This is a genomic window from Lonsdalea quercina (genome assembly GCF_900107885.1).
Lineage (GTDB): Bacteria > Pseudomonadota > Gammaproteobacteria > Enterobacterales > Enterobacteriaceae > Lonsdalea > Lonsdalea quercina.
In genome coordinates this window covers 42,947-65,001 of the sequence record NZ_FNQS01000014.1, presented here as the reverse complement: position 1 = coordinate 65,001, position 22,055 = coordinate 42,947, and the positions used below count along the sequence as shown (strand labels likewise).

The 22,055-nt window shown below is 54.8% G+C and carries 17 protein-coding genes and 4 pseudogenes; 8 read left to right on the top strand and 13 right to left on the bottom strand.

Features of this window, described 5'->3' with window-relative positions; translation table 11 throughout:
- Window positions 1–100: 100 nt before the first annotated feature.
- Window positions 101–279: pseudogene (locus BLU64_RS17290) on the bottom strand (integrase core domain-containing protein); the annotation flags it as partial.
- A 75-nt stretch (window positions 280–354) separates the two neighbouring features.
- Between BLU64_RS17290 and BLU64_RS15755 the strand changes: the two are divergent.
- The 5 genes and pseudogenes from BLU64_RS15755 to BLU64_RS17060 all read left to right on the top strand — a co-directional run bounded on the left by BLU64_RS15755 (window position 355) and on the right by BLU64_RS17060 (window position 4,844).
- Window positions 355–1,489 (top strand): annotated as a pseudogene (locus BLU64_RS15755) (IS3 family transposase).
- 26 nt (window positions 1,490–1,515) lie between these two features.
- Window positions 1,516–1,726, top strand: a pseudogene (locus tag BLU64_RS17925) (helix-turn-helix domain-containing protein).
- Between the two features lie 527 nt (window positions 1,727–2,253).
- Window positions 2,254–2,781: a hypothetical protein gene (locus tag BLU64_RS17510; RefSeq protein WP_200873746.1), complete on the top strand. Its 528-nt coding sequence runs from the start codon at window positions 2,254–2,256 to the stop codon at window positions 2,779–2,781.
- Window positions 2,782–2,789: 8 nt separating this feature from the next.
- Complete coding sequence (locus BLU64_RS17505; RefSeq protein WP_200873747.1) at window positions 2,790–3,287, top strand: SIR2 family protein; 498 nt, start codon at window positions 2,790–2,792, stop codon at window positions 3,285–3,287.
- A gap of 46 nt (window positions 3,288–3,333) precedes the next feature.
- Window positions 3,334–4,844 (top strand): annotated as a pseudogene (locus BLU64_RS17060) (IS3 family transposase).
- Window positions 4,845–4,864: 20 nt separating this feature from the next.
- On the opposite strand, the gene BLU64_RS15730 reads toward BLU64_RS17060, so the two are convergent.
- From BLU64_RS15730 to guaB, 3 genes are all read right to left on the bottom strand, one after another.
- Window positions 4,865–6,115 (bottom strand): tyrosine-type recombinase/integrase, encoded by a 1,251-nt coding sequence (locus BLU64_RS15730; RefSeq protein ID WP_026742296.1) that lies wholly within the window; start codon window positions 6,113–6,115, stop codon window positions 4,865–4,867.
- Between the two features lie 298 nt (window positions 6,116–6,413).
- Entirely contained in the window at window positions 6,414–7,991 is a 1,578-nt protein-coding gene (gene guaA / locus BLU64_RS15725; protein WP_026742297.1) for a glutamine-hydrolyzing GMP synthase, read from the bottom strand.
- Between the two features lie 94 nt (window positions 7,992–8,085).
- The gene (gene guaB / locus BLU64_RS15720; RefSeq protein WP_139171527.1) at window positions 8,086–9,555 is read right to left on the bottom strand and encodes an IMP dehydrogenase; all 1,470 of its coding nucleotides are present in this window, start codon (window positions 9,553–9,555) and stop codon (window positions 8,086–8,088) included.
- Between the two features lie 170 nt (window positions 9,556–9,725).
- On the opposite strand from guaB, the gene xseA reads away from it, so the two are divergent.
- The 3 genes from xseA (at window position 9,726) to BLU64_RS15705 (ending at window position 12,575) form a co-directional block, all read left to right on the top strand.
- The gene (gene xseA, locus BLU64_RS15715; protein WP_026742299.1) at window positions 9,726–11,081 is read left to right on the top strand and encodes an exodeoxyribonuclease VII large subunit; all 1,356 of its coding nucleotides are present in this window, start codon (window positions 9,726–9,728) and stop codon (window positions 11,079–11,081) included.
- A gap of 116 nt (window positions 11,082–11,197) precedes the next feature.
- Complete coding sequence (locus tag BLU64_RS15710; protein ID WP_026742300.1) at window positions 11,198–12,259, top strand: M4 family metallopeptidase; 1,062 nt, start codon at window positions 11,198–11,200, stop codon at window positions 12,257–12,259.
- Entirely contained in the window at window positions 12,234–12,575 is a 342-nt protein-coding gene (locus tag BLU64_RS15705; RefSeq protein WP_394296478.1) for a protealysin inhibitor emfourin, read from the top strand. Before BLU64_RS15710 ends, BLU64_RS15705 begins: the two co-directional genes overlap by 26 nt.
- Window positions 12,576–12,605: 30 nt before the next feature.
- Here BLU64_RS15705 and BLU64_RS15700 read toward each other — a convergent pair whose 3' ends face one another.
- The 9 genes from BLU64_RS15700 to rlmN all read right to left on the bottom strand — a co-directional run bounded on the left by BLU64_RS15700 (window position 12,606) and on the right by rlmN (window position 22,044).
- Window positions 12,606–12,848 carry a zinc ribbon domain-containing protein gene (locus BLU64_RS15700; RefSeq protein WP_026742302.1) on the bottom strand — a complete coding sequence of 81 codons (243 nt, stop codon included), beginning with the start codon at window positions 12,846–12,848 and terminating at the stop codon, window positions 12,606–12,608.
- Window positions 12,849–12,961: 113 nt separating this feature from the next.
- Entirely contained in the window at window positions 12,962–14,455 is a 1,494-nt protein-coding gene (gene der, locus BLU64_RS15695; RefSeq protein ID WP_026742303.1) for a ribosome biogenesis GTPase Der, read from the bottom strand.
- Between the two features lie 146 nt (window positions 14,456–14,601).
- Complete coding sequence (bamB, locus tag BLU64_RS15690; RefSeq protein WP_026742304.1) at window positions 14,602–15,783, bottom strand: outer membrane protein assembly factor BamB; 1,182 nt, start codon at window positions 15,781–15,783, stop codon at window positions 14,602–14,604.
- Window positions 15,784–15,793: 10 nt separating this feature from the next.
- Window positions 15,794–16,408, bottom strand: a complete 615-nt coding sequence (locus BLU64_RS15685; RefSeq protein WP_026742305.1) for a YfgM family protein — start codon at window positions 16,406–16,408, stop codon at window positions 15,794–15,796.
- A 13-nt stretch (window positions 16,409–16,421) separates the two neighbouring features.
- A complete protein-coding gene (gene hisS, locus BLU64_RS15680) occupies window positions 16,422–17,696 on the bottom strand; it encodes a histidine--tRNA ligase (RefSeq protein WP_026742306.1) in 1,275 nt (424 codons plus the stop codon).
- 134 nt (window positions 17,697–17,830) lie between these two features.
- Window positions 17,831–18,952 (bottom strand): flavodoxin-dependent (E)-4-hydroxy-3-methylbut-2-enyl-diphosphate synthase, encoded by a 1,122-nt coding sequence (gene ispG, locus BLU64_RS15675; protein ID WP_026740089.1) that lies wholly within the window; start codon window positions 18,950–18,952, stop codon window positions 17,831–17,833.
- A gap of 36 nt (window positions 18,953–18,988) precedes the next feature.
- Entirely contained in the window at window positions 18,989–19,981 is a 993-nt protein-coding gene (gene rodZ, locus BLU64_RS15670) for a cytoskeleton protein RodZ (protein WP_026742307.1), read from the bottom strand.
- Window positions 19,971–20,729: a type IV pilus biogenesis/stability protein PilW gene (pilW, locus tag BLU64_RS15665; protein WP_036152732.1), complete on the bottom strand. Its 759-nt coding sequence runs from the start codon at window positions 20,727–20,729 to the stop codon at window positions 19,971–19,973. The genes rodZ and pilW overlap by 11 nt, the downstream gene beginning before the upstream one ends.
- Window positions 20,730–20,865: 136 nt before the next feature.
- On the bottom strand, window positions 20,866–22,044 hold the full coding sequence (rlmN, locus tag BLU64_RS15660; RefSeq protein ID WP_074729354.1) for a dual-specificity RNA methyltransferase RlmN: 1,179 nt from the start codon (window positions 22,042–22,044) through the stop codon (window positions 20,866–20,868).
- Window positions 22,045–22,055: the final 11 nt, after the last annotated feature.

The following is a 22,055-nucleotide window of genomic DNA, read 5'->3' as shown; positions in this document are numbered from 1 at the left end:
ATCCCAAATCTGATTTGGACATAATCATAAATAACCGGCTTCAGGTTGGTTGCATATTCTGGCAACCGGCAGATTTTTCGGCAAATTCAGCAGGGGTCGTTCATCCCAGCGCAGAATGGGGGCGGCTCTGATTATAGAGTATGCGCCAGGCCTTGATTTAGCACAGTGCATCCTCCTGAGACATAAATCCGTTTTATTCAGGCACCCCTGCCGCAGTCTGCCGTTAAAAGACTCCACCGTGGCATTATCTGTGGGTGTTCCAGGCCTCGAAAAGTCAATCCTTATACCTCGTGATCCTACCCAGCAATAGTGGACACGCGATTAAGTGAGTAAACTCTCAACCAGAGGCGACTCATGACAAAACCGACATCAACCAGCAAAAAGCCCCGTAAACAACACACACCTGAATTCCGCGATGAAACCCTGAAACTGGCTGAGCGCATCGTCGCTGCTGCTGCTGCCCGCCAGCTCATTATGAATCGCAGCTCTATACCTGGCGCAGTAAGCAACAGCAACAAATGACCTCTTCAGAACATGAAAGTGAACTGGCCGCAGAAAGTGCTCGGTTAAAGCGACAGCTGGCCGAGCGGGATGAGGAGCTGGCCATTCTCTTTAAAAGGCCGCGACATACTTCGCGAAGCGCCTGAAATGGAGTATGTCTTTATCGAAAAATATCAGTCTGAGTTCAGCATCAAGGCCATTGTCGCCCGCAGCGGCTGGTATGCCTGGCGTCTGCGCCGTTATCAGGTCAGCCCGCGTCAGCAGTTCCGCCTTAACTGCGATAATGCTGTTCGCAAGGCATTCAGTGCGGCAAAACAACGGTATGGTGCGCCGCGTCTTGCAGTCGAACTACCGGAATACAACGTGAAAACCATCGCCGCCAGCCTGCATCGTCAGGGGCTGAGAGCAAAAGCCAGCCGGAAGTTCAGTCCGGTCAGCTACCGTGCACACGGCCTGCCAGTATCGGAAAACCTGCTGAAGCAGGACTTTATCGCCAGCGGCCCGAACCAGAAGTGGGCGGGTGACATCACGTACTTACGAACAGATGAAGGGTTGGCTTTACCTTGCGGTCGTTATCGACCTGTGGTCCCGGTCAGTTATCGGTTGGTCGATGTCCTCGCGGATGACGTCACAGTTGGTTTGCGATGCGTTACAGATGGCGATGTGGCGTCGGAAGCGGCCGGAACAGGTTATTGTTCATACAGACAGAGGCGGTCAGTATTGTTCAGCGGATTACCAGACTTTACTGAAACGGCATAATCTGCGTGGCAGTATGAGTGCAAAAGGCTGCTGTTATGATAATGCCTGTGCAGAAAGCTACTTTCACTCACTGAAGGTGGAATGCATCCACGGTGAACACTTCGCCAGCCGTGAAATAATGCGAAGCACAGTGTTTAATTATATAGAGTGTGATTACAATCGCTGGCACCGGCACAGTGCCTGCAGCGGTCTCAGCCCGGAACAATTTGAAAACCAGAACCTCGCTTAGGGCGGTGTCCACATTACGTGGGTAGGATCACAAAAAACATCACCGTCCGTTTTGGACAACGCGTAAAATACTTTGCTTACAGGCCGGACTCTCCAAAGAGGCTTTCGCCGATAAGTGTGGTTTGGATCGCACCTATATTAGTGGTATTGAGCGAGGCGTTGGAAATCCGACGCTGGAAGTGATGGGGTGATTGCTGATGAGTTAGGGATTGATTTTAAGGCTTTGTATGATTTTTAAAATTCTCTAGCTGCAATTATTTACAAAATAAATAATCAGAGAAACCTTGAGAGATGATTGATAATATTTATTCTTAGCCAAGAAAATATTATAACTGTATGCATAATGTTATTAGCTCCACACATTATTTGCAATTTCCGAGTCTTGGCCATGTTCTAAATGCACTGAGGAGTTAGAGATCTTCGTCTTTTCGGAGAACCCAAATAATTCATACTCTCGTGCAGAATATTATAGAAGACTCCTGTTGTCTGTTATGAGCAAGGAGGAGACATTAACAATTTCCGCCAATCGTCACATTTTCGTTATCTTAATCGCCTATAAGATGTCTACCGAACACATGTCTCTTCGGTTTATATTCATTTTTAGTTGAAACGGTAGTGAAAAACACAACCGTTGCAGAATTGTTGCCACCTCGTCTGAAGAATAATTGAATACGCTGTTATAAACATTTTAGTTAGAAAATACCGATCCGCAACACGCAGTAATGCTATCAAATTTTTACATGCACATAGTAAGGAGCAGTAATTGTGAATGCTAATGAGTCTTCATTCTCAGCTGATAGTGACGAAACAGCTACCCCTCCGGCATCCCAAGATGAGAAGAAAACACCAAACATCAACATAATTAAAGTGCGCGATGACCACGTACCGTTACAGTTCATCGCTGATGAAAATCAGACTGCCAAATTTAAATTGACTGAAGGAATAGAGGTGTCTTGGCTAAGCTCTGATTCATTTGGGTCTAAAGATTTGCGCAACCACATCGAACCTTGGCTAACTTCACTGTTTCAGTCAGAGCACCTTTCTTTATTGGCTGGTTCCAGCTTAACACATGCGATTCACTATCTGGCTACCGGGAAAGGTGCTGCTGGTATGAATACTCTGCCTCTTAGCAACCACCGCACCGAAATTAATCAAGCCACAAAGAAAGCAGCCATCGCTGCTGGACGCAAAGAATGCAATCTCGAAGATCAACTGCGAGTTGCTAATGAGTTACTCCGCGGCTTTGAGATATTGCAAAAAAAACTGAGGCTGAAGCTATTTGTGCAGAACTAAAAAGCGGCATGCAAAATTTCGCATATTCAATTCTGAAGAGTGAAGAAGGTATCGCGATTGCTGCGGAACATACACGAGAGCAGGCGTTCAATACTCTGGTTACTTTTCTGATGAGTTTTGCCAGCCGTACCGGGGTGCGGGATCGACTAAATATTTTCACAACTAACTATGATCGGCTCATTGAAGCAGGTGCTGAATTGGCTGGATTGCATTTATTAGTTCGTTTATTGGGCAACCTTATGCCTATTTTCCGTTCCTCTCGGTTAGATTTAGATATGCACTACAATCCTCCCGGCATTCGTGGAGAACCGCGTTACTTGGAAGGTGTCGCGCGTTATACCAAGCTTCACGGTTCGGTTGACTGGGTGCAAACTAAGAAGGATATCCATCGCGTCGGCCTTCCCTTTGGTGCGGAAAGTACCGAACCATACTTAAAAGCACCGGGTCTTGCCGGGACTACTGCTCATCAATTGATGATTTATCCTAATCCCCCTCTGGCAGGATAGTTGACACCCCTTACTGAAAATCTCTATGGGGGCAACGGAGCCTGTTATGAAACGCTATTCACCGGAACGTAAAGCCGCCGTTTTGTCCAAATTACTGCCGCCCTACAACATGACCGTTACCGCACTTGCACAACAGGAAAGGATATCGGAAGCTACCCTTTATAATTGGCGAACCCAAGCCAAGCTGGTGGGAAAACCGGTGCCCGGAGCTAACAAAACCACCGACCTTTGGTCGACAGAAGCGCGCTTTGCGGTCATCGTCGAAACCGCCACACTCAGTGAAGCCGAACTGAGTGAATACTGCCGTCGCAAAGGACTTTATCCTGAACAAATCGCCCAGTGGAAACAGGCTTTTCTCCAGACGCCACAAGCTGATACCCGCCAGTCGCAAAAGCAGGCCCAAAAGAAAATCAAAGGGCTGGAGCGCGAATTGGCGCGCAAAGAAAAGGCCCTGGCCGAGGCGGCTGCGTTGCTGGTCTTGCGAAAAAAGCTGAATCACTATTACGGTGTGGAGGACGAGGACGACTGACCCCCGCTCACGAACGCACGCAATTTATCCAATGGATACGTGAAGCCATGCGCGCCGGCGCACGTCTGCTCTCTACTTGCCGGGAAGTGGGGTTAAGCCTGAGCACCTGGCGGCGCTGGAACGGCCAGGCTGAAGACCGTCGGCCCACGGCCGTGCGTCCGGTCCCGGCCAATAAACTGACAGCTGAAGAAGAGCATCAAATAGTCGCGGTATGTAACGAGCCGGAATATGCCAGCCTGCCGCCAGCACAGATCGTGCCATGTTTGGCGGACAAGGGTATCTACCTGGCCAGTGAGTCGACGTTTTACCGGGTGCTCCGGCGAGACGGCTAGGTACATCACCGTGGCCGTAGTCGGGCACCACAGAAAGTGAATAAACCGACCACTTATCAGGCTATTGAGCCATGCCAGGTGTGGACGTGGGACGTCACCTGGTTAGCCTCACGGGTTCGTGGTCGCTATTTTTATCTCTATTTAATAGAAGATATTTTAGCCGAAAAATCGTCGGTTACGAGGTTCATGAAGAGAAAAACGGCGAGCAGGCCGCCGCGCTCCTTACGTGAAGGGTGCTACCGACATCCGTTAGTGCTGCATGCCGACAATGGTGCGCCAATGAAATCCCAGACGTTGAAAGCGAAACTGGAAGAACTGAATATCACCGGCTCGCACAGTCGCCCATGAGTCAGCAACGATAATCCCTATGTGGAGTGGCTGTTCAGGACGCTAAAATATGTTCCGGCTTGGCCGTCATCAGGCTTCCTGGACCTGGATGAAGCGCGGCGTTGGGTCGAGGTGTTCAGGCAGTGATATAACGAAGAGCACCGGCATAGCGCCATCGGTTATGTGACGCCGGACCAACGGCATCGGGGGGAAGATATAAGCCTGCTGGCAAAACGAAAAACCTTATATGAGACGGCTCAAAAAGCCCGACCGGAACGATGGTCAACCTCATGCCGTCAATGGCAGCGGGTCGAGGTGGTGATGTTGAATCCGGAGAAGCCAGAAACTGGGCTGAAAACGGCAGCATAAAAACGAATAATGCTTCATACCTATGCTCTCAATACCGGCACCGTGACACTTTCCGGCATCAGCGTTGGTACGTAGTTCCGGCCATCAATCCAGGCTTCGACCATGTCGGACCACTCTTGCAGCATATGCCGACGCTGCTCCGCATACTCAGCCTTGTTGTAGATCGAGCGCGAGGAGCGACCTTCTTCATGCGCCAAGCATTTTTCAATCCAGTCCCGGTTGAACCCCACCTCGTTAAGCAATGTAGAGCCGGTGCGACGCAAATCGTGAACGGTAAACGGCTCCAATGGTAAACCGTTGGCCTGAGCACGCTGAACCACAAGCTGCGTGACCCGATTAAGCGTGGCGTGCGACATGCTGCGATGACCGTCATAACGTGAAGGCAGCACGAACCTTGAGCCGGAAGCACAGGTATGCAGCGCCACAAAAATATCCAGCATTTGTCGGGACAAATAAACGACGTGTGGGTTTCGTCGCTTCATCCGTTCTTTAGGGATGGTCCAGGTAGCGTTCTCGAAATCGATTTCATTCCAGGTAGCCTCCACCAGCTCGCTTTTGCGCACCAGGGTCAACAGAACCAGACGCAGAGCCAGACGGATGGTCGGGTAAGAAGCCACAGACTCAAGTTGATGGAACGCCAGGCGGATCTCGGTTGGCGAGAGCGCCCTTTCCTTCGGCGCGAAAGTGGCAATCGAGGCGGCTTTGACCTCATCGGCCGGGTTAGTGACCTTCTCCCCATGCAAAATGGCAAAACCATAAATCTGTTTAACGATATCGCGGATATGCACCGCCGTCGCCGGAGCGCCACGCGCCTTAACCTTGTTGCACAAGGCACGTAAATCATCTGGGCTGATTTCGGTGAGTAGCCGGTTACGGTAAACCGGCAGGATATCGCGCTCCATGATACTTTTGCGCATAGAGCGGGTGCTGTCGGCCATGCGCGCGTCCACCAGCCAGCGGGCCGCCATATCATCAAAATGTTTGGCAGCGGTCAAACGGCGTTTCTCACGTTGTTTTTCATGTGCCGGGGAACGCCCTTCACTAATTGCACGCTTGGCATCCAGCAGCTTTTCGCGGGCCAGCGCCAGAGAAATACCGGCGGGGCCGTAGCGGCCAATAGTGAGGGTTTCGCGCCGTCCGTTAAGACGGTAATCGTAGCGGAAGGTGACGGTACCGGCGATGGATACCATGACATACATGCCGTCCCGGTCGGAAACCTTGTACGGTCTGGCTTTGGGCTTGAGATTGCGTAGTGCGGTGTCGGTGAGCATCGCGTTTTCCTCCTGTTCAATGGCGGTTTTACCGTCAGGGGTCAGGAAGTCTGAAGATGCCCCGAAAGCCGCATCACGTCTAGCTTTTGGCGGGGATTTTTACCGTCATGACCGAAAAAGAATCAATCATCAACGGGAGGGTCATAATCCGGGTCTCTTGATTTACCGTCGCGTCTACCGCCAGCCTGTTCTGCTGGCCGGCGATAGTCACCGATAGTCGCCACAACCTATTTAATTATAAATCAAACTGTTATAGCGATTTTTCGATAGTTAGCGATAGTTCTTGAAGAACCTTGGATCATTCCCACTCAATCGTCGCAGGCGGTTTGCCGGAGACGTCGTAAACGACGCGGGAGATACCGTCCACTTCGTTGATAATGCGGTTGGAGACGCGGCCGAGGAACTCGTACGGCAGATGCGCCCAGTGCGCGGTCATGAAGTCCACGGTTTCCACCGCACGCAGAGAGACGACCCAGTCGTACTTACGGCCGTCGCCCATCACGCCCACGGAGCGCACCGGCAGGAAGACGGTGAACGCCTGGCTGACCTTCTGATACAGATCGGCCTTGTGCAGCTCTTCGATGAAGATGGCGTCGGCGCGACGCAGCAGATCGCAGTACTCTTTTTTCACTTCGCCCAGTACACGCACGCCCAGACCCGGTCCTGGGAACGGATGACGGAACAGCATGTCATGCGGTAAGCCCAGTTCCAGACCGATTCTGCGCACTTCGTCTTTGAACAGCTCTTTCAGCGGCTCGACGAGGCCAAGCTTCATCTCTTTCGGCAGGCCGCCCACGTTGTGGTGGGATTTGATGACGTGCGCTTTACCGGTGGCAGAGGCGGCGGATTCGATTACATCCGGGTAGATGGTGCCCTGCGCCAGCCATTTGACGTCCGTCAGCTTGCAGGCTTCTTCATCGAAGACCTCAACAAACACACGACCGATGGTTTTACGCTTGGCTTCCGGCTCGTCAATGCCCGCCAGCGCGCTCAGGAAACGCTCTTCAGCCGGGACATGAACAATGTTCAGACCGAACTGGTCGCCGAACATTTCCAGCACCTGATCGGCTTCGTTCAGTCGCAGCAAGCCGTTGTCCACAAAGACGCAGGTCAGACGGTCGCCGATGGCGCGGTGCAGCAGCATCGCAGTTACCGAGGAGTCTACGCCGCCAGACAAGCCAAGGATGACTTTGTCTTCACCGACCTGTTCACGAATGCGGGCGACGGCATCGTCGATGATTTTCGCCGGCGTCCACAGCGCTTCACAACGACAGATATCGAGGACGAAACGTTCCAGCATGCGCTGGCCCTGGCGAGTGTGCGTCACTTCAGGATGGAACTGTACGCCGTAAAAACGCTTTTCTTCATTCGCCATAATGGCAAACGGACAGGTATCGGTACTGGCTACGGTCTCAAAACCTTGCGGGATCGCGGTCACTTTATCGCCGTGGCTCATCCACACATCCAGCAACGGCTCGCCTGCTGCGCTGACGGTGTCCTGAATGTCGCGAACCAGCGCGCTGGCAGATTTCACTTCCACCTGCGCATAACCGAATTCACGCTGGTTGGAGCCTTCAACTTTTCCGCCCAGCTGCATCGCCATGGTTTGCATGCCGTAGCAAACGCCCAACACAGGTACACCAGCCTGGAATACATACTCAGGCGCGCGCGGGCTGTTGAACTCAGTGGTGCTTTCCGGGCCGCCGGAGAGAATAATGCCGTTCGGATTGAATTCACGAATCTGCGCTTCGGTGACGTCCCATGCCCAAAGTTCACAGTACACGCCCAACTCACGCACACGGCGAGCGACGAGTTGCGTATATTGCGAACCGAAATCCAGAATAAGAATGCGGTGTTGATGAATGTTTTCTGTCATGAGAGGCGTATTCCAATACGGATAGAAGCGAATGAAAAATAGAACCCGATAAATATTACCGGGTTCTGTTCGTTAAATCAGTCAACAAAAGCGCTTAACCCATGCGATAGTTAGGCGATTCTTTAGTAATGGTAACGTCGTGAACATGGCTTTCCTGAATGCCTGCGCCGCTGATGCGGACAAACTCAGCCTTGGTGCGCAACGCATCGATAGTCGGACAACCGGTCAGCCCCATGCAGGAACGCAGCCCCCCCATTTGCTGATGGACAATCGCCTTGAGGTAGCCTTTATAGGCGACACGGCCTTCGATACCTTCCGGCACCAGTTTGTCGGCCGCGTTGTCTGATTGGAAATACCGGTCTGAAGAGCCTTTGGACATTGCGCCCAGAGACCCCATGCCGCGGTACGACTTGAACGAGCGGCCCTGATAAAGTTCAATTTCGCCCGGAGATTCTTCCGTACCCGCCAGCATGGAGCCGACCATCACGCAGGCCGCGCCAGCGGCAATCGCTTTGGCGATGTCGCCGGAGAAGCGGATACCGCCGTCGGCAATCACCGGAATGCCCGTGCCATCCAATGCTGCCACCGCGTCTGAGATCGCCGTAATCTGCGGTACGCCCACGCCGGTCACGATACGCGTCGTACAGATAGAGCCAGGGCCGATGCCGACTTTCACCGCATTGACGCCCGCTTCGGCCAGAGCTAAGGCGCCCGCGCCGGTTGCCACGTTGCCGCCGATGATTTGAAGGTCAGGATATTTGGCGCGAGTGTCACGAATACGCTGCAATACGCCTTCGGAATGACCGTGGGAAGAGTCGATCAGCAGGACGTCGACACCGGCGGCGACCAGGGCGTCGATACGCTCTTCATTGCCTTCGCCCGCGCCAACGGCTGCGCCAACGCGCAGACGGCCGCGTTCGTCTTTACAGGCGTTCGGTTTACGCTCCGCTTTCTGGAAGTCTTTGACGGTGATCATGCCCTTCAGGCGAAACTGCTCGTCGACGACCAGCGCCTTCTCGATGCGGCGTTCATGCAATTTGTGCAGCACGACTTCACGTTCGCGCGCTTCACTCTCGCTGACCGTGACCAAACGCTCTTTCGGCGTCATCACGGCACTGACCGGCTTGTTCATATCGGTCACGAAACGCACGTCGCGGCCGGTGATAATACCGACCAGCTCGTTGCCTTCCGTCACCACCGGATAACCGGCAAAGCCGTTACGTTCGGTCAGGTCTTTCACCTGCTGGAGCGTCGTCGCCGGAGTGACGGTCTGCGGTTCAACCACCACGCCGCTTTCGTGACGCTTCACGCGGCCGACTTCTTCCGCCTGACGCTCAATAGTCATGTTCTTGTGAATGAAGCCGAGACCGCCTTCCTGAGCCAGCGCGATCGCCAGAGCAGATTCGGTTACCGTATCCATGGCGGCGGACAGCATAGGGATGTTCAGGCGAATGTTTTTGGTCAGTTGAGTGCCGAGTTCGGCCGTGTTGGGAAGAACGGTAGAATGTGCGGGAACGAGCAGGACATCATCAAACGTCAATGCTTCTTTTGCGATACGTAACATGGGCAATATCTCACCGAGGAGGGTTGGAAGATTAGATAAAATATTGCCGCGGCATTATACAGAGCATGTATGATTGCCTCCAGCGTTTTTTATAAAAAGCCTTGCGTGCAGCCCTTTGCCCGGTAGTATGAAAAGATTAACCCACTGCTTAGAAACGCGATCTCTCTCTCATGCCACAGACTCCTTCAAGCGCCATATTTACCGTCAGCCGCCTCAATCAGACGGTCAAACAACTGCTGGAAGGCGAGATGGGCCATATCTGGCTCAGCGGAGAAATCTCCAACTTTTCCCAACCGTCCTCCGGCCACTGGTACTTCACGCTGAAAGACGAGCGAGCGCAGGTGCGCTGCGCCATGTTCCGTGGCAGTAACCGTCGTGTGACGTTCCGACCCCAGAACGGTCAGCAGGTGCTCATCCGCGCCATGATTACGCTGTATGAACCACGAGGCGACTATCAGCTGCTGGCGGATAGCATGCAGCCTGCCGGCGACGGCCTGTTGCAACAGCAGTTTGAACAGTTGAAGCAGCGCTTGTCCGGCGAAGGATTGTTCGACCAGCAGTTCAAGCAGCCGCTGCCGAAACCGGCCAAACGCGTAGGGGTGATCACATCCGCAAGCGGCGCCGCATTACATGACATTTTGCAGGTGCTGCAACGACGCGATCCGTCGCTGCCGGTCATCATCTACCCGACTTCCGTTCAGGGAACCGATGCCCCGCCGCAAATCATCCGCGCCATCGAACTGGCTAACCTTCGCGATGAGTGCGATGTCCTGATCGTCGGCCGCGGCGGCGGTTCTTTGGAAGATCTGTGGAGCTTCAACGACGAACGCGTCGCCAGAGCGATTTTCGCCAGCCGCATTCCCATCGTTAGCGCCGTCGGTCATGAAACTGATGTCACCATCTCTGATTTCGTCGCGGATTTACGCGCCCCGACGCCCTCTGCCGCCGCAGAACTGGTCAGCCGCAATCAGCTGGAGCTGTTGCGTCAGGTGACAATCCAGCGCCAACGGCTGGAAATGGCGATGGATTACTATCTGGCGCAGCGTCAGAGCCTGTTCACGCGTCTGCACCACCGCCTGCAACAGCAACACCCTCAACTGAGGCTGGCGCGTCAGCAAAACCGGCTTATCCGGTTGCGTCGGCGACTGGACGATGCCGTACAACTCAGATTGCGCCAAAGCCTGCGCAGGCAAGAGCACCTCCAGCAACGGTTGATGCAACAGCCGCCGCAGCCGAGGATCCATCGCGCTCAGCAACACCTTCAGCAGTTGAACTATCGGCTGCAACACGCGCTCGACAAGCAGATCGCTCAGAACAAACAGCGCTTTGGCGAGGCCTGCTCCCACCTGCAAGCCGTCAGTCCGCTGGCCACGCTGGGCCGAGGCTACAGCGTCACCACGATCTCATCGGGCGAAGTGTTGAAAAAGGCGGGACAGATTACCCCCGGAGATACCCTCAGCACGCGGCTGCAAGAGGGATGGGTCGAAAGCCAGGTCACCGCCATTCATTCGGTCGACAAAGCCTGATCTCGGGCTTCGTCTGAAAATGAGTTCCTGAACTATACTTATCGCTCCTTTGCTGGTTATCTACGTTATGGACGTCCGCTCATACCGAGAGATATGCATCCATGTGGAGATGATGTATGAAAGCGATTCATAGCATAGTACCCCCGTATATCCTTCATCGCATCGTCAGCAACGGTTCTGACGAAGAGCGTCGACTCGCTCAGCAGACGCTGATGCACGTGCAGTCGCTGATGGTTTCCGCCCAAACGCCTCTCCCCGAGCACGACGCGCTTCCCGGCGGACAGGTCCACCGCCACATTCATGATGCGCAAAATCAGCAAACGCTGCCGGGAACGCTCGTTCGAGAAGAGGGCCAGGCCGCCACGGGCGATATCGCCACGGACGAAGCCTATGAGTATCTGGGCGCCACCTATGATTTCTTTTGGCAGATTTTCGGCCGTAACTCTCTGGACAACGCCGGGCTGCCGCTGCTTGGCTCCGTACACTACGGTCAGAATTATCAGAACGCCTTCTGGAACGGGCAGCAAATGGTCTTCGGCGACGGCGATGGAAAAATCTTCAACCGCTTCACCACCGCCATCGACATCATCGCCCACGAGCTGGCGCACGGCGTCACGGAGAGCGAGGCGAATCTTCTTTACACCCGCCAGTCCGGCGCACTGAACGAATCGTTGTCCGACGTCTTCGGCGCTATGGTGAAACAGTTCTATTTCAAGCAAACGGCGCAGGAGGCGGACTGGATTGTCGGCGCTGGCTTGCTGACTGAGGAGATCGACGGCAAGGGGTTAAGATCCCTGGCCCGGCCGGGAACAGCCTATGACGACCCGCTGCTCGGCACAGACCCGCAGCCAGCCCACATGCGTGATTACATCAATACCCGTGAGGATAACGGCGGCGTACACCTTAATTCCGGAATACCGAGCCGCGCCTTTTATCTGGCGGCGACCGATCTGGGCGGGTATGCCTGGGAGAAAGCGGGCGTCATCTGGTATGACGTTTTGTGCGACAAATCTCTACCGCAGAACGCCGACTTTACACTGTTTGCCCAATACACGGTGAATCATGCTGAACAGCGCTTCGGCATGGCGGTCGCCAATACCGTGCTACATGCCTGGCATCGAGTAGGTGTGGATACAGGACTCCCGAATGAGTATGAACGCACAGCCCCGCTTGACTGACGACGCCATTATCGAACTGGCGCGAGAAGGCGGCATCGCCTGGATACCTAAATTATCCGGCCCGAGATGGGTGGTCTTAGCCAAACTGCCTGCGGAAGAACGCCAACGGATCCGTGCGATATTGCACAGCGTGTTGCCTTCAGCACAGACCGACGATCCGGCCGATCGCCCCGGCCGGGGCGATCAATTTTACTACCGGATTCACATTTTCCATGGCGATTCAGGCGGCGGCGCGCCCCCTCAGGTGTGGCTGGTTCCCGAACGGGCTGCGCCGGAACTGGACGTCCTGTGGCAGAACGCACAGCCAGCACCCTGATGTCAGCAGCGGCAACTCAAACCATCGGCATCAGGGGAGCGCGTCAGGCAGAACCGGTTGGCAGCGAAACGTCACACGTTTTTTTGAAACCAACGCCTTCTCCTGCGGACAAAAATAATCGACCGCGCCGCAGGCTTTGAGCACCTGTAGCGGCTGCCCACAATCCGGACACAGAGGCTCACGCCGATAATCCTGTTGACACTCGGCACAGCGAAAACGCTCATCGCTGCGCTCTCTCATTTCATGCTGGCACCGTGGACATAAAAAGGTCATGCCACTCTCTTTTTCCATCGTGTTGTTCCCTCTCATCCGTCTTGTCGTCCTGAAATAAAAACGGGGCAGAAAATATTCTGCCCCGCAGGTCGGAGTTACCGTTCCAAGTTGGCTTATTTGCCTTTTTTGATGTGCTGCATCAACCGCTTACGTTTACGTAGCTGGTTTGGCGTCAACGTATTACGTTTGTTCGCGAACGGGTTTTCCCCTTCTTTGAACTGAATACGAATCGGCGTTCCCATCACTTCCAACGAACGACGGAAGTAGTTCATCAGGTAGCGTTTATAAGAGTCGGCCAGATCTTTCACCTGGTTGCCGTGGATCACGACGATAGGCGGGTTGTAGCCCCCAGCGTGCGCATATTTGAGTTTCACGCGGCGCCCACGCACCAGCGGCGGCTGATGGTCGTCAACGGCCATACGCATAATGCGCGTCAGAAGCGAAGTGCTGACCCGGCGAGTCGAGCAAGTGTAGGCCTCTGTAATCGACTCAAAGAGGTTACCTACGCCACTGCCGTGCAACGCGGAAATGAAGTGAATACGGGCGAAATCAATGAAGCCCAGACGCAGATCCAGCGTCTCCTTCACTTGCTCTCTTACATCCTGGGAAAGACCATCCCACTTGTTGACCACGATCACCAGCGAACGACCGCTGTTCAGGATAAAGCCCAACAGAGACAGATCCTGATCGGAGATCCCTTCGCGCGCATCGATCACCAGCAGTACCACATTGGCGTCTTCAATCGCCTGCAGTGTTTTGATGACGGAGAATTTTTCGACGGTTTCCGTGATCTTGCCGCGCTTACGCACCCCTGCGGTATCAATCAGAATATATTCGCGCTCGTCACGTTCCATAGGAATGTAAATGCTGTCGCGCGTCGTACCAGGCATGTCGTAAACCACGACCCGGTCTTCACCCAGGATACGGTTGGTCAAGGTCGACTTACCCACGTTAGGGCGACCGACGATAGCCAGCTTGATCGGCAAAGACTCCGGATCGAAGTTATCCTCGGCTTCGGCGTCCTCTTCGGCCTCCGTTTCGATGGCCAACTGCTCCGCCCAATAAGCGGCATTAGCTTCTTCTTCCGTCAGTTCCTGCGGCTCTTCGTCCTGGTCTTCCGCGAACGGAAGCAGCACTTTTTCCAGCAGGCTGGTCACGCCGCGGCCGTGCGATGCCGCAATCGGGTAGACTTCCCCGAGGCCCAGCGAATAGAAGTCCGCCGTGCCGGTATCCACATCAATACCGTCGATTTTGTTGGCGACCAGGAAGGTGGACTTTTGACGGTTGCGCAGATGCCGGGCGATGCCCAGATCCGCCGGCATCAATCCATCACGGGCGTCAACCATGAACAGAACGATATCCGCTTCTTCAATCGCCAGCAGAGACTGGTCCGCCATCCGCGTTTCCACGCCCTCTTCGCTACCGTCAATACCGCCCGTATCGATGATAATGAACTCGTTTCCTTCCACCTCGGCACGACCATACTTGCGGTCACGCGTCAGCCCAGGGAAATCCGCCACCAATGCGTCACGAGTACGCGTCAAGCGGTTAAACAGCGTGGATTTCCCCACATTCGGGCGCCCGACCAGCGCGACGACAGGTATCATTGTTACAACCTCATTGCTTATATTTCAATTCGTTACAGCGAGCTTAGCCGGCTGATCATCAAAGACGAAACGGCTCCTGATAGCGTCAGGAGCCGTTCGACGGGCGAAGGCCTTCTGGCGCCTTAGCCCGGAGTAAAACACGTGTACTAGCGAGTAAAGGCGTAAACCTCTCCGCCTTTAGCCTGGATCAGCAGCTTATCGCTGGCTACCACGGGATTGCTCAGGAATCCGGAGCTATCCACTTTCTGCTGAGAAACGAAACGGCCATCGGTCGTGTTGACCCAATGCATATAGCCTTCAGCATCCGCAACCACCAGATAACCATTATACAGCGCCGGTGCCGTCAGATTACGATGCAACAATTCGCTCTGACGCCAGATGCTCACGCCGCCGTTGGTACTCAAGGCCACGATACGATCGTCCTGATCGACCAGATAGATACGGTCGCCATCAACGATGAAGTCATTCACCGAACCCAGCTCACGTTTCCACAAAATCTGACCGGAGCGCAGGTCCAGCGCCGTCAGGTTGCCGTGGTAACCCAGCGCATAGACCACTTCGCCGACGATCACTGGCGTGGTATCGACGTCGTTCAGACGATCGATTTCAGTGGCGCCGCTCGGCTGGGAAATTCGCTGCTGCCAAATCAGTTGCCCCTGATTAATCAGTACGGCGCTCACGCGACCGTTGTCGCCGCCAACGATGGCTGCGCCAAAGGCAGTCGCAGGAGCAGATTCACCGCGTACCGACAATGACGGCATATCCAGGTTTACCGTCCACTTGACGGCACCGTCAGATTCGTTCAGCGCCTGCAGCATACCATTGCTGGTGTGCACCAGCACTACGCCATCACTGATAACCGGATGGGAAGTGACTTCGCCTGCGACCGGCGTTTCCCAGACCCGTGAACCGTCATCGGCATTCAGGGCGAACATCTTCGCTCTTTCGCTGCCGACGTAGACGTGATTACCGGCAACCGAGACGCCGCCGGACAGCAGCGCCGGACGATTCGCCGACAACAGCCCCGTCTTCTCAGACAGGTCAGCCTTCCATTTTTCTTCGCCGTTGCTCAAGTCCATCGCTTTGACCGTACCGCGTCGGTCAGCCGCATACACACGGCTGTCCTGCCAGGCCGGACGCAAATTGGAATAGAAATCACCGATACCGCTGCCGATTGAACGACTCCAGACTTTCGTCGGCGTGAACTGATTCTCTACCTGCGGCAGAGGGGACATTTTAACGACGTCCTCTTCACGGTCGAATAGCGAACAGCCGCTCAGCAGGGCAGTTGAAACCAGTCCTACCAAAAGTGTTTTACGCAATTGCATGGAATTCCTCTTAGCTGGACAGGTTGTTCAGTTTCATTCGTAACAGGGCCTGCAGCCCCTGAGGAGGCTGAGACTCAATGCCTTTTTCGTACGCACTGCGCGCGCCCTGGTTATCGCCTTTGCTGACCAGCACGTCGCCGCGAACGTCTGCAATCATCGCGGCCCAGCTTTCCGTCTTGATGGCATCCAGCGTTTTCAGCGCGTCGTCCGCTTTTTTCTGTGCAAGCTGGACCCGCGCCAGGCGCAGGTTGATCAGCGTTTGCAGATCGGCGTTGTTGCTCTGAGACAGCGCCTGAGTCAGCTGCTGCTCTGCTTTGGCGAAATCTTTCAATTCAGCGTAGTGAGCCGCCAGCTCCATCGAAGCAAGCGCGCCGTAGTTGTTTTTGTTGCCGGCAGCAAACGCTTCCACCGCCGTGGTGCCCTTACCTGCCGTCAGCGTTTCACTGGCTTGCTGATAAGCCGACGATATTTCCATCGCGCTATTGTCCTGATGGCTTTGCCAGAAACGCCAACCTACCAGCGCCCCGATACCCAGGACTACACCGACAGCCAACGCCTTGCCGTTTTCTCTCAAGAAACGTCGCAGCGCATCAACCTGTTCATTTTCTGTGGTATAGACTTCCACGGTGTCTTTCTCCTCAATCCAGTAGCGTCGTCAGCCGGGCTGCAACGTCAGCCTGCGCCAGAGTTTCTTGTTCGCCGCTGGACAAGTTTTTCACTACTGCCTGTCCTGCCGCGACTTCATTTTCGCCCAGCACCAGAGCGACGCGCGCCCCGCTTTTATCCGCACGGGCAAACTGCTTTTTAAAATTGCCGCCGCCAAAGTTGGTCATCAGCTTTAATCCGGGCAGCGCATCACGCAGCGATTCCGCCAGCAGCATCGCCGCGCTTTGGGTTCCCGCGCCGGAAGAAATGACGTAAACGTCCACAGCCGGCAGCGCTTTGAACTCCGGATTGACCGTTTGAACCAGCAGCACCAGGCGTTCTAAACCCATCGCGAAACCGACCGCAGGCGTACTGGAACCGCCCAGCTGTTCCACCATGCCGTCGTAGCGTCCGCCGCCGCACACAGTACCCTGTGAACCGAGGCTGGTCGTCACCCATTCGAACACAGTGCGGTTGTAATAATCCAGCCCACGGACCAGGCGCGGATTAACCTTATATGGGATGCTCGCCTGAGTTAAAAGTTCACACAGGCCGTTAAAATGCTCGCGCGACTCGTCATCGAGGTAATCGGTAAGCACCGGCGCGTCGTTCAACAGCGTCTGCACATCGCGATTTTTAGAATCCAGGACGCGCAGCGGGTTGGTGTACATACGACGTTTGCAGTCTTCATCCAGGACATCCTGATGCTGTTCCAGAAACGCAATCAGCGCCTCGCGATAACGCGCGCGCGCTTCCAGCGAACCGATAGAATTCAGTTCCAGCGAGACGTGTTCGGCGATGCCCAGTTCGCGCCACCAGCGCGCCGTCATCATGATCATTTCGGCATCGATATCCGGGCCTTTCAGGCCGAAGACTTCACAACCGAGCTGGTGGAACTGACGGTAGCGGCCTTTCTGAGGACGTTCGTGACGGAACATCGGGCCTGTGTACCACAGGCGCTGTTCCTGGTTGTAGAGGATACCGTGCTCGATGCCGGCGCGGACGCAGCTCGCCGTGTTCTCGGGACGCAGCGTCAGGCTGTCGCCGTTGCGGTCCTCAAACGTGTACATCTCTTTTTCTACGACGTCGGTCACTTCACCGATAGCGCGCTTGAACAGAGAAGTCTGCTCAACGATAGGCGTACGAATTTCGCCATAGCCATAGCTGGCGAGGATCTGTTTCAAGCTGGCTTCAATGCGGTGCCATAGAGCCGTATCGGCCGGCAGGTAATCGTTCATGCCTCGGATGGCTTGGATATTTTTTGCCACGTCAGTTCTCTAATCCGTTTTCTCGAAAATAGGCCCGATTATAGAGGGAGCGGCACTGCGGCATCAATGCGCGGCCGTCGCCGTCGGGTTGGGAAGCTGTCGACAGGGTGGCATCTCATGCGATGCCACCGCCGTCACTTATCGACCACGTTGATGGTGATGCGGTTACTTTCGTTCAGCATCGCCGCTTTGGCGCGGATTTTAGACTCCAATTGGTCGATCATCTGTTCATTGTCAAAACGTTCACGCTGGCGAACGCCGTCTTCATAAAAGCCGCTTTTCTTGTTGCCGCCGGTCACGCCCAGCGTCGACACCAGCGCTTCGCCCGGTCCGTTGACCACGCAACCGATAATCGAGACGTCCATCGGCGTAATGATATCTTCCAGTCGCTGCTCCAACGCGTTAACGGTGCCAATCACGTCAAACTCCTGACGCGAGCAGGTCGGGCAGGCGATAAAGTTGATGCCGCGCGCGCGAATGCGCAGTGACTTCAGAATATCGAAACCGACTTTCACTTCTTCCACCGGGTCGGCCGCCAGCGAGATACGCAGCGTGTCGCCAATCCCTTCGGAGAGCAGCAGCCCCAGACCGATGGCGGATTTAACCGCCCCGCTCCGCGCGCCGCCCGCTTCCGTGATACCAAGATGCAGCGGCTGATCGATGCGGGACGCCAGCAGACGGTAGGACTGAACAGCCAGGAAGACGTCCGACGCCTTCACACTGACTTTGAACTGGTCGAAGTTGAGTCTGTCCAGAATATCGACGTGGCGCATGGCGGATTCGAGCAGCGCTTCCGGCGTAGGCTCGCCGTACTTTTCCTGCAGATCCTTTTCCAATGAGCCGGCGTTGACGCCGATACGGATCGGGATGTTGTTGTCCCGCGCGCAGTCCACGACAGCGCGGATACGCTCTTCGTTACCGATGTTGCCGGGGTTAATGCGCAGGCAATCCACGCCGTATTCAGCGACTTTCAACGCGATGCGATAGTCAAAATGGATATCCGCAACCAGCGGCACATTCACCTGTTGCTTGATCAACTTGAATGCCTCAGCGGCATCCATGGTGGGGACAGAGACTCGAACGATATCGACGCCCACGCGTTCCAACGCTTTAATTTGATTCACCGTCGCTTCAACATTCGTTGTGCGGGTGTTCGTCATCGACTGCACCGCTATCGGCGCGCCGTCACCGACGGGCACCTTACCAACGTAAATGCGCTTTGATTTGCGACGGGTTATGGGTGCGGGGTTATTCACAACTTCACCTCCAAAATGCCGCTACCGGCCGGAAAATTACTGGCCGGCCAGCGTTAAACGTGCAACCTGATTGCTTCTGACGTACTGACTCAAATCAACCGGTTTACCCTGATACTGAATCTGAACAGCAGCAGGGGCGCCGATTTTGAGCCGATAAGGAGGTTGTCCGCTCAGATTCAGCGAACCGCCGTTGCGTTGCATACCGCTGAACAGCTTTTTGCCGGTGCTATCCACCACCTCCAGCCAGCAGTCCGCAGAGAACGACATCGCTAATGCATTTGACGCAGGCACGGAAGGCGCCGGAGTCTCAACAGCCGGAGCCGCGGAGGATGGCGATGGCGCTGGAGAAGGTTGAGTCGGAGACACGCTCGGCGCAGGAGCCGGCGTGGCGGGAGCGACCGGCGCAGGCGAATTAGCCGTTGGCGCAGACGTTGTTGCAGAAGACGCATCGGCAGGCGGCGTTACTTCTCTAGCTGCGCCACTCGTGGCGCTATCGTCCGGTACGACCGGGTCCGGTTCGCCATTGCCCAAATCCAGCGACTGTCCATCCTGCGAAGTCTGCGTAGCGTTCGCATGATCGACCATGGAATTGATTTCCTGCTGCTGCGCCTGATGATTTTGCCACCACCAGGCGACCGTCAGCCCCAAAACGCCCAACAATATCAACCAAGTAAAGGTCATGAGCCAGCCGTCGCGCTTCTTGCGGCTTTTGCCTAGCGCGAGGTGCTGCATAGGGGAAACGTTGGAGGTGCGGCTCGGCACCACGTGTTTTTCCAGCATCGGCAGCAGTTCGTCTTCAGGCAGATGCACCAACTTGGCATAAGACCGGATATATCCACGCAGAAATGTCGGAGCAAGCCCGGCAGGCGTGTTGCCTTCTTCAATCTCACGAACGGTCGAGACTTTCAGGCACAACCTCTCCGCGACGACTTGCTGCGACAACCCTAAGCTTTCACGCGCCTGACGCAGTCGCTCCCCAGGAGTGGCTATGGGTGATGCTGTTCTATCTTGATTGGCTTCAGTATTCATTAGCTAAGAATTGCTGGTACTGTTTAGATTGTGGAAAACTTCGCGCCAGCATCGCACCGTAACGCATCGCGTCATCGGTATCCCCCGCCAGCGCGGCGAAACGAATCTGTAGCCATAAACTTTCGGCACTCGCCGGAAATTTCGGCTGATGTATATTCAAGAGCATCCGCGTTTGTTCCGGATGGCCGGTATGCATACGATGCTCGGCTTCCGCGAGTAAGCGTTGGCCTTTGCGCGGGTCGTGGTTCAAAGCCCGACTAAGCCATTGCTTCGCCTCATCAGGCTGCCCGGCGTCTAAAAAACAATAACCGGCATTTTCCAGAGCATCAGCAACCGGCGGATAATCCGCGAGCTGCGCTGCGCGGCTAAACTGTTGTTGCGCCGTTACATACTGCCCTAAACCACACAGAAACGCACCGTAATTATTCATTACGCTCCCATTGACGGGACTCTGTCGCAACAACTGGCGATAACGCTTTTCCGCCGCCGCATTTTCGCCGATTCGCTGTTCGTACAGCGCCATCCCCAGTTGAGTGCGATAGTCATTCGGGGACGCCCTCAAGGCGATGAGCAGGTTACTGTGGGCAACGTCTAACTGCCCGCGTTCAAGGTACGCCAACCCCAATTGCAAACGCGTCTGCGCCTGGGGCGAGAGCAAGACTGTTTCCGAGGTATTCACACACCCGCTTATCATCACGCATACGACGGCCAAAGCGCGCCGCCACCTTCCCTGCCACCGTGAATTCATTTCTGACTATCCTTAGCCATTGTCTCTCGCCGAAGGCAAGCGGTCTCAGCCCATGAGGCCGCCGTTACTACAGCATAGTATGATAAGCCTCTGAAATGTAATTATCATCTGTCTGCCCCTTTCAGGCTGACAGCGATCATACGCTTTTGACGGCTATTGTATCCTTGACCATTTTTTTCTTCATTGTCCGCTTGGTGCGGTCAACGACTTCCCCAGCCAACTGCCCACAAGCTGCATCAATGTCGTCACCGCGCGTTTTACGTACGATGGTGGTGAAACCGTATTCCATCAGTACCTTGGAGAAGCGGTCAACGCGGCTGTTGGAGCTGCGTCCATACGGCGCGCCAGGGAACGGGTTCCACGGGATCAGGTTGATCTTGCACGGCGTGTTTTTCAGGCATTCCGCCAATTCATGCGCGTGCTCCGTTCCGTCATTGATGTGATCCAACATGACGTATTCAATGGTGACACGCCCCTGATTGGCGTTCGATTTATCCAGGTAACGCCGTACTGCCGACAAAAAGGTTTCGATATTATATTTTTTGTTAATCGGCATGATTTCGTTACGGATTTCATCGTTCGGCGCGTGCAGCGAGATCGCCAATGCGACGTCGATCATGTCGCCCAGCTTATCCAGCGCAGGCACGACGCCGGAAGTCGACAGCGTCACGCGACGTTTAGACAGACCGAAACCGAAATCGTCCAGCATGATTTCCATCGCCGGCACCACGTTGGTCAGGTTCAGCAACGGTTCGCCCATGCCCATCATCACGACGTTAGTGATAGGACGCTGGCCGGTGACTTTGGCCGCACCGATAATTTTCGCCGCCCGCCATACCTGACCGATGATTTCAGAAACCCGCAGGTTGCGGTTGAACCCTTGCTGCGCCGTTGAGCAAAACTTACATTCCAACGCACAACCGACTTGAGAAGATACGCACAGCGTCGCGCGTTCATCTTCCGGGATGTAGACCGTTTCCACGCGCTGGCCGTCAACCAGGATGGCCCACTTGATCGTACCATCAGAGGATCGCTGCTCATCCACCACAACAGGGGCGCGAATTTCAGCGATCTCCTGCAATTTGGTGCGTAGCACCTTGTTGATGTCGGTCATCTCGTTGAAATCATCACAGCAGTAGTGATAGATCCATTTCATGACCTGATCGGCACGAAATGGCTTTTCTCCCATTGAGGCAAAAAAGGCGCGCATTTGCTGACGGTTAAGATCCAGCAGGTTGATTTTTTCAGTGCTTGTCGGCTTAACAGCGATAGCGTCAGACTCGTTGGAGATCGGGGATACGGTTTGCTCAGACATATTGACTCATG

What these genes read in the sequence shown, in the direction of transcription:
- bamB (WP_026742304.1), bottom strand. Translation starts at nt 15,783, where the DNA reads ATGCAATTGCGTAAAACACTTTTGGTAGGACTGGTTTCAACTGCCCTG.
- xseA (WP_026742299.1), top strand. Translation starts at nt 9,726, where the DNA reads ATGCCACAGACTCCTTCAAGCGCCATATTTACCGTCAGCCGCCTCAAT.
- BLU64_RS15710 (WP_026742300.1), top strand. Translation starts at nt 11,198, where the DNA reads ATGAAAGCGATTCATAGCATAGTACCCCCGTATATCCTTCATCGCATC.
- rlmN (WP_074729354.1), bottom strand. Translation starts at nt 22,044, where the DNA reads ATGTCTGAGCAAACCGTATCCCCGATCTCCAACGAGTCTGACGCTATC.
- guaA (WP_026742297.1), bottom strand. Translation starts at nt 7,991, where the DNA reads ATGACAGAAAACATTCATCAACACCGCATTCTTATTCTGGATTTCGGT.
- BLU64_RS15730 (WP_026742296.1), bottom strand. Translation starts at nt 6,115, where the DNA reads ATGCTCACCGACACCGCACTACGCAATCTCAAGCCCAAAGCCAGACCG.
- der (WP_026742303.1), bottom strand. Translation starts at nt 14,455, where the DNA reads ATGATACCTGTCGTCGCGCTGGTCGGGCGCCCGAATGTGGGGAAATCC.
- guaB (WP_139171527.1), bottom strand. Translation starts at nt 9,555, where the DNA reads ATGTTACGTATCGCAAAAGAAGCATTGACGTTTGATGATGTCCTGCTC.
- pilW (WP_036152732.1), bottom strand. Translation starts at nt 20,729, where the DNA reads ATGAATTCACGGTGGCAGGGAAGGTGGCGGCGCGCTTTGGCCGTCGTA.
- BLU64_RS17505 (WP_200873747.1), top strand. Translation starts at nt 2,790, where the DNA reads ATGCAAAATTTCGCATATTCAATTCTGAAGAGTGAAGAAGGTATCGCG.
- BLU64_RS15705 (WP_394296478.1), top strand. Translation starts at nt 12,234, where the DNA reads ATGAACGCACAGCCCCGCTTGACTGACGACGCCATTATCGAACTGGCG.
- BLU64_RS15700 (WP_026742302.1), bottom strand. Translation starts at nt 12,848, where the DNA reads ATGACCTTTTTATGTCCACGGTGCCAGCATGAAATGAGAGAGCGCAGC.
- rodZ (WP_026742307.1), bottom strand. Translation starts at nt 19,981, where the DNA reads ATGAATACTGAAGCCAATCAAGATAGAACAGCATCACCCATAGCCACT.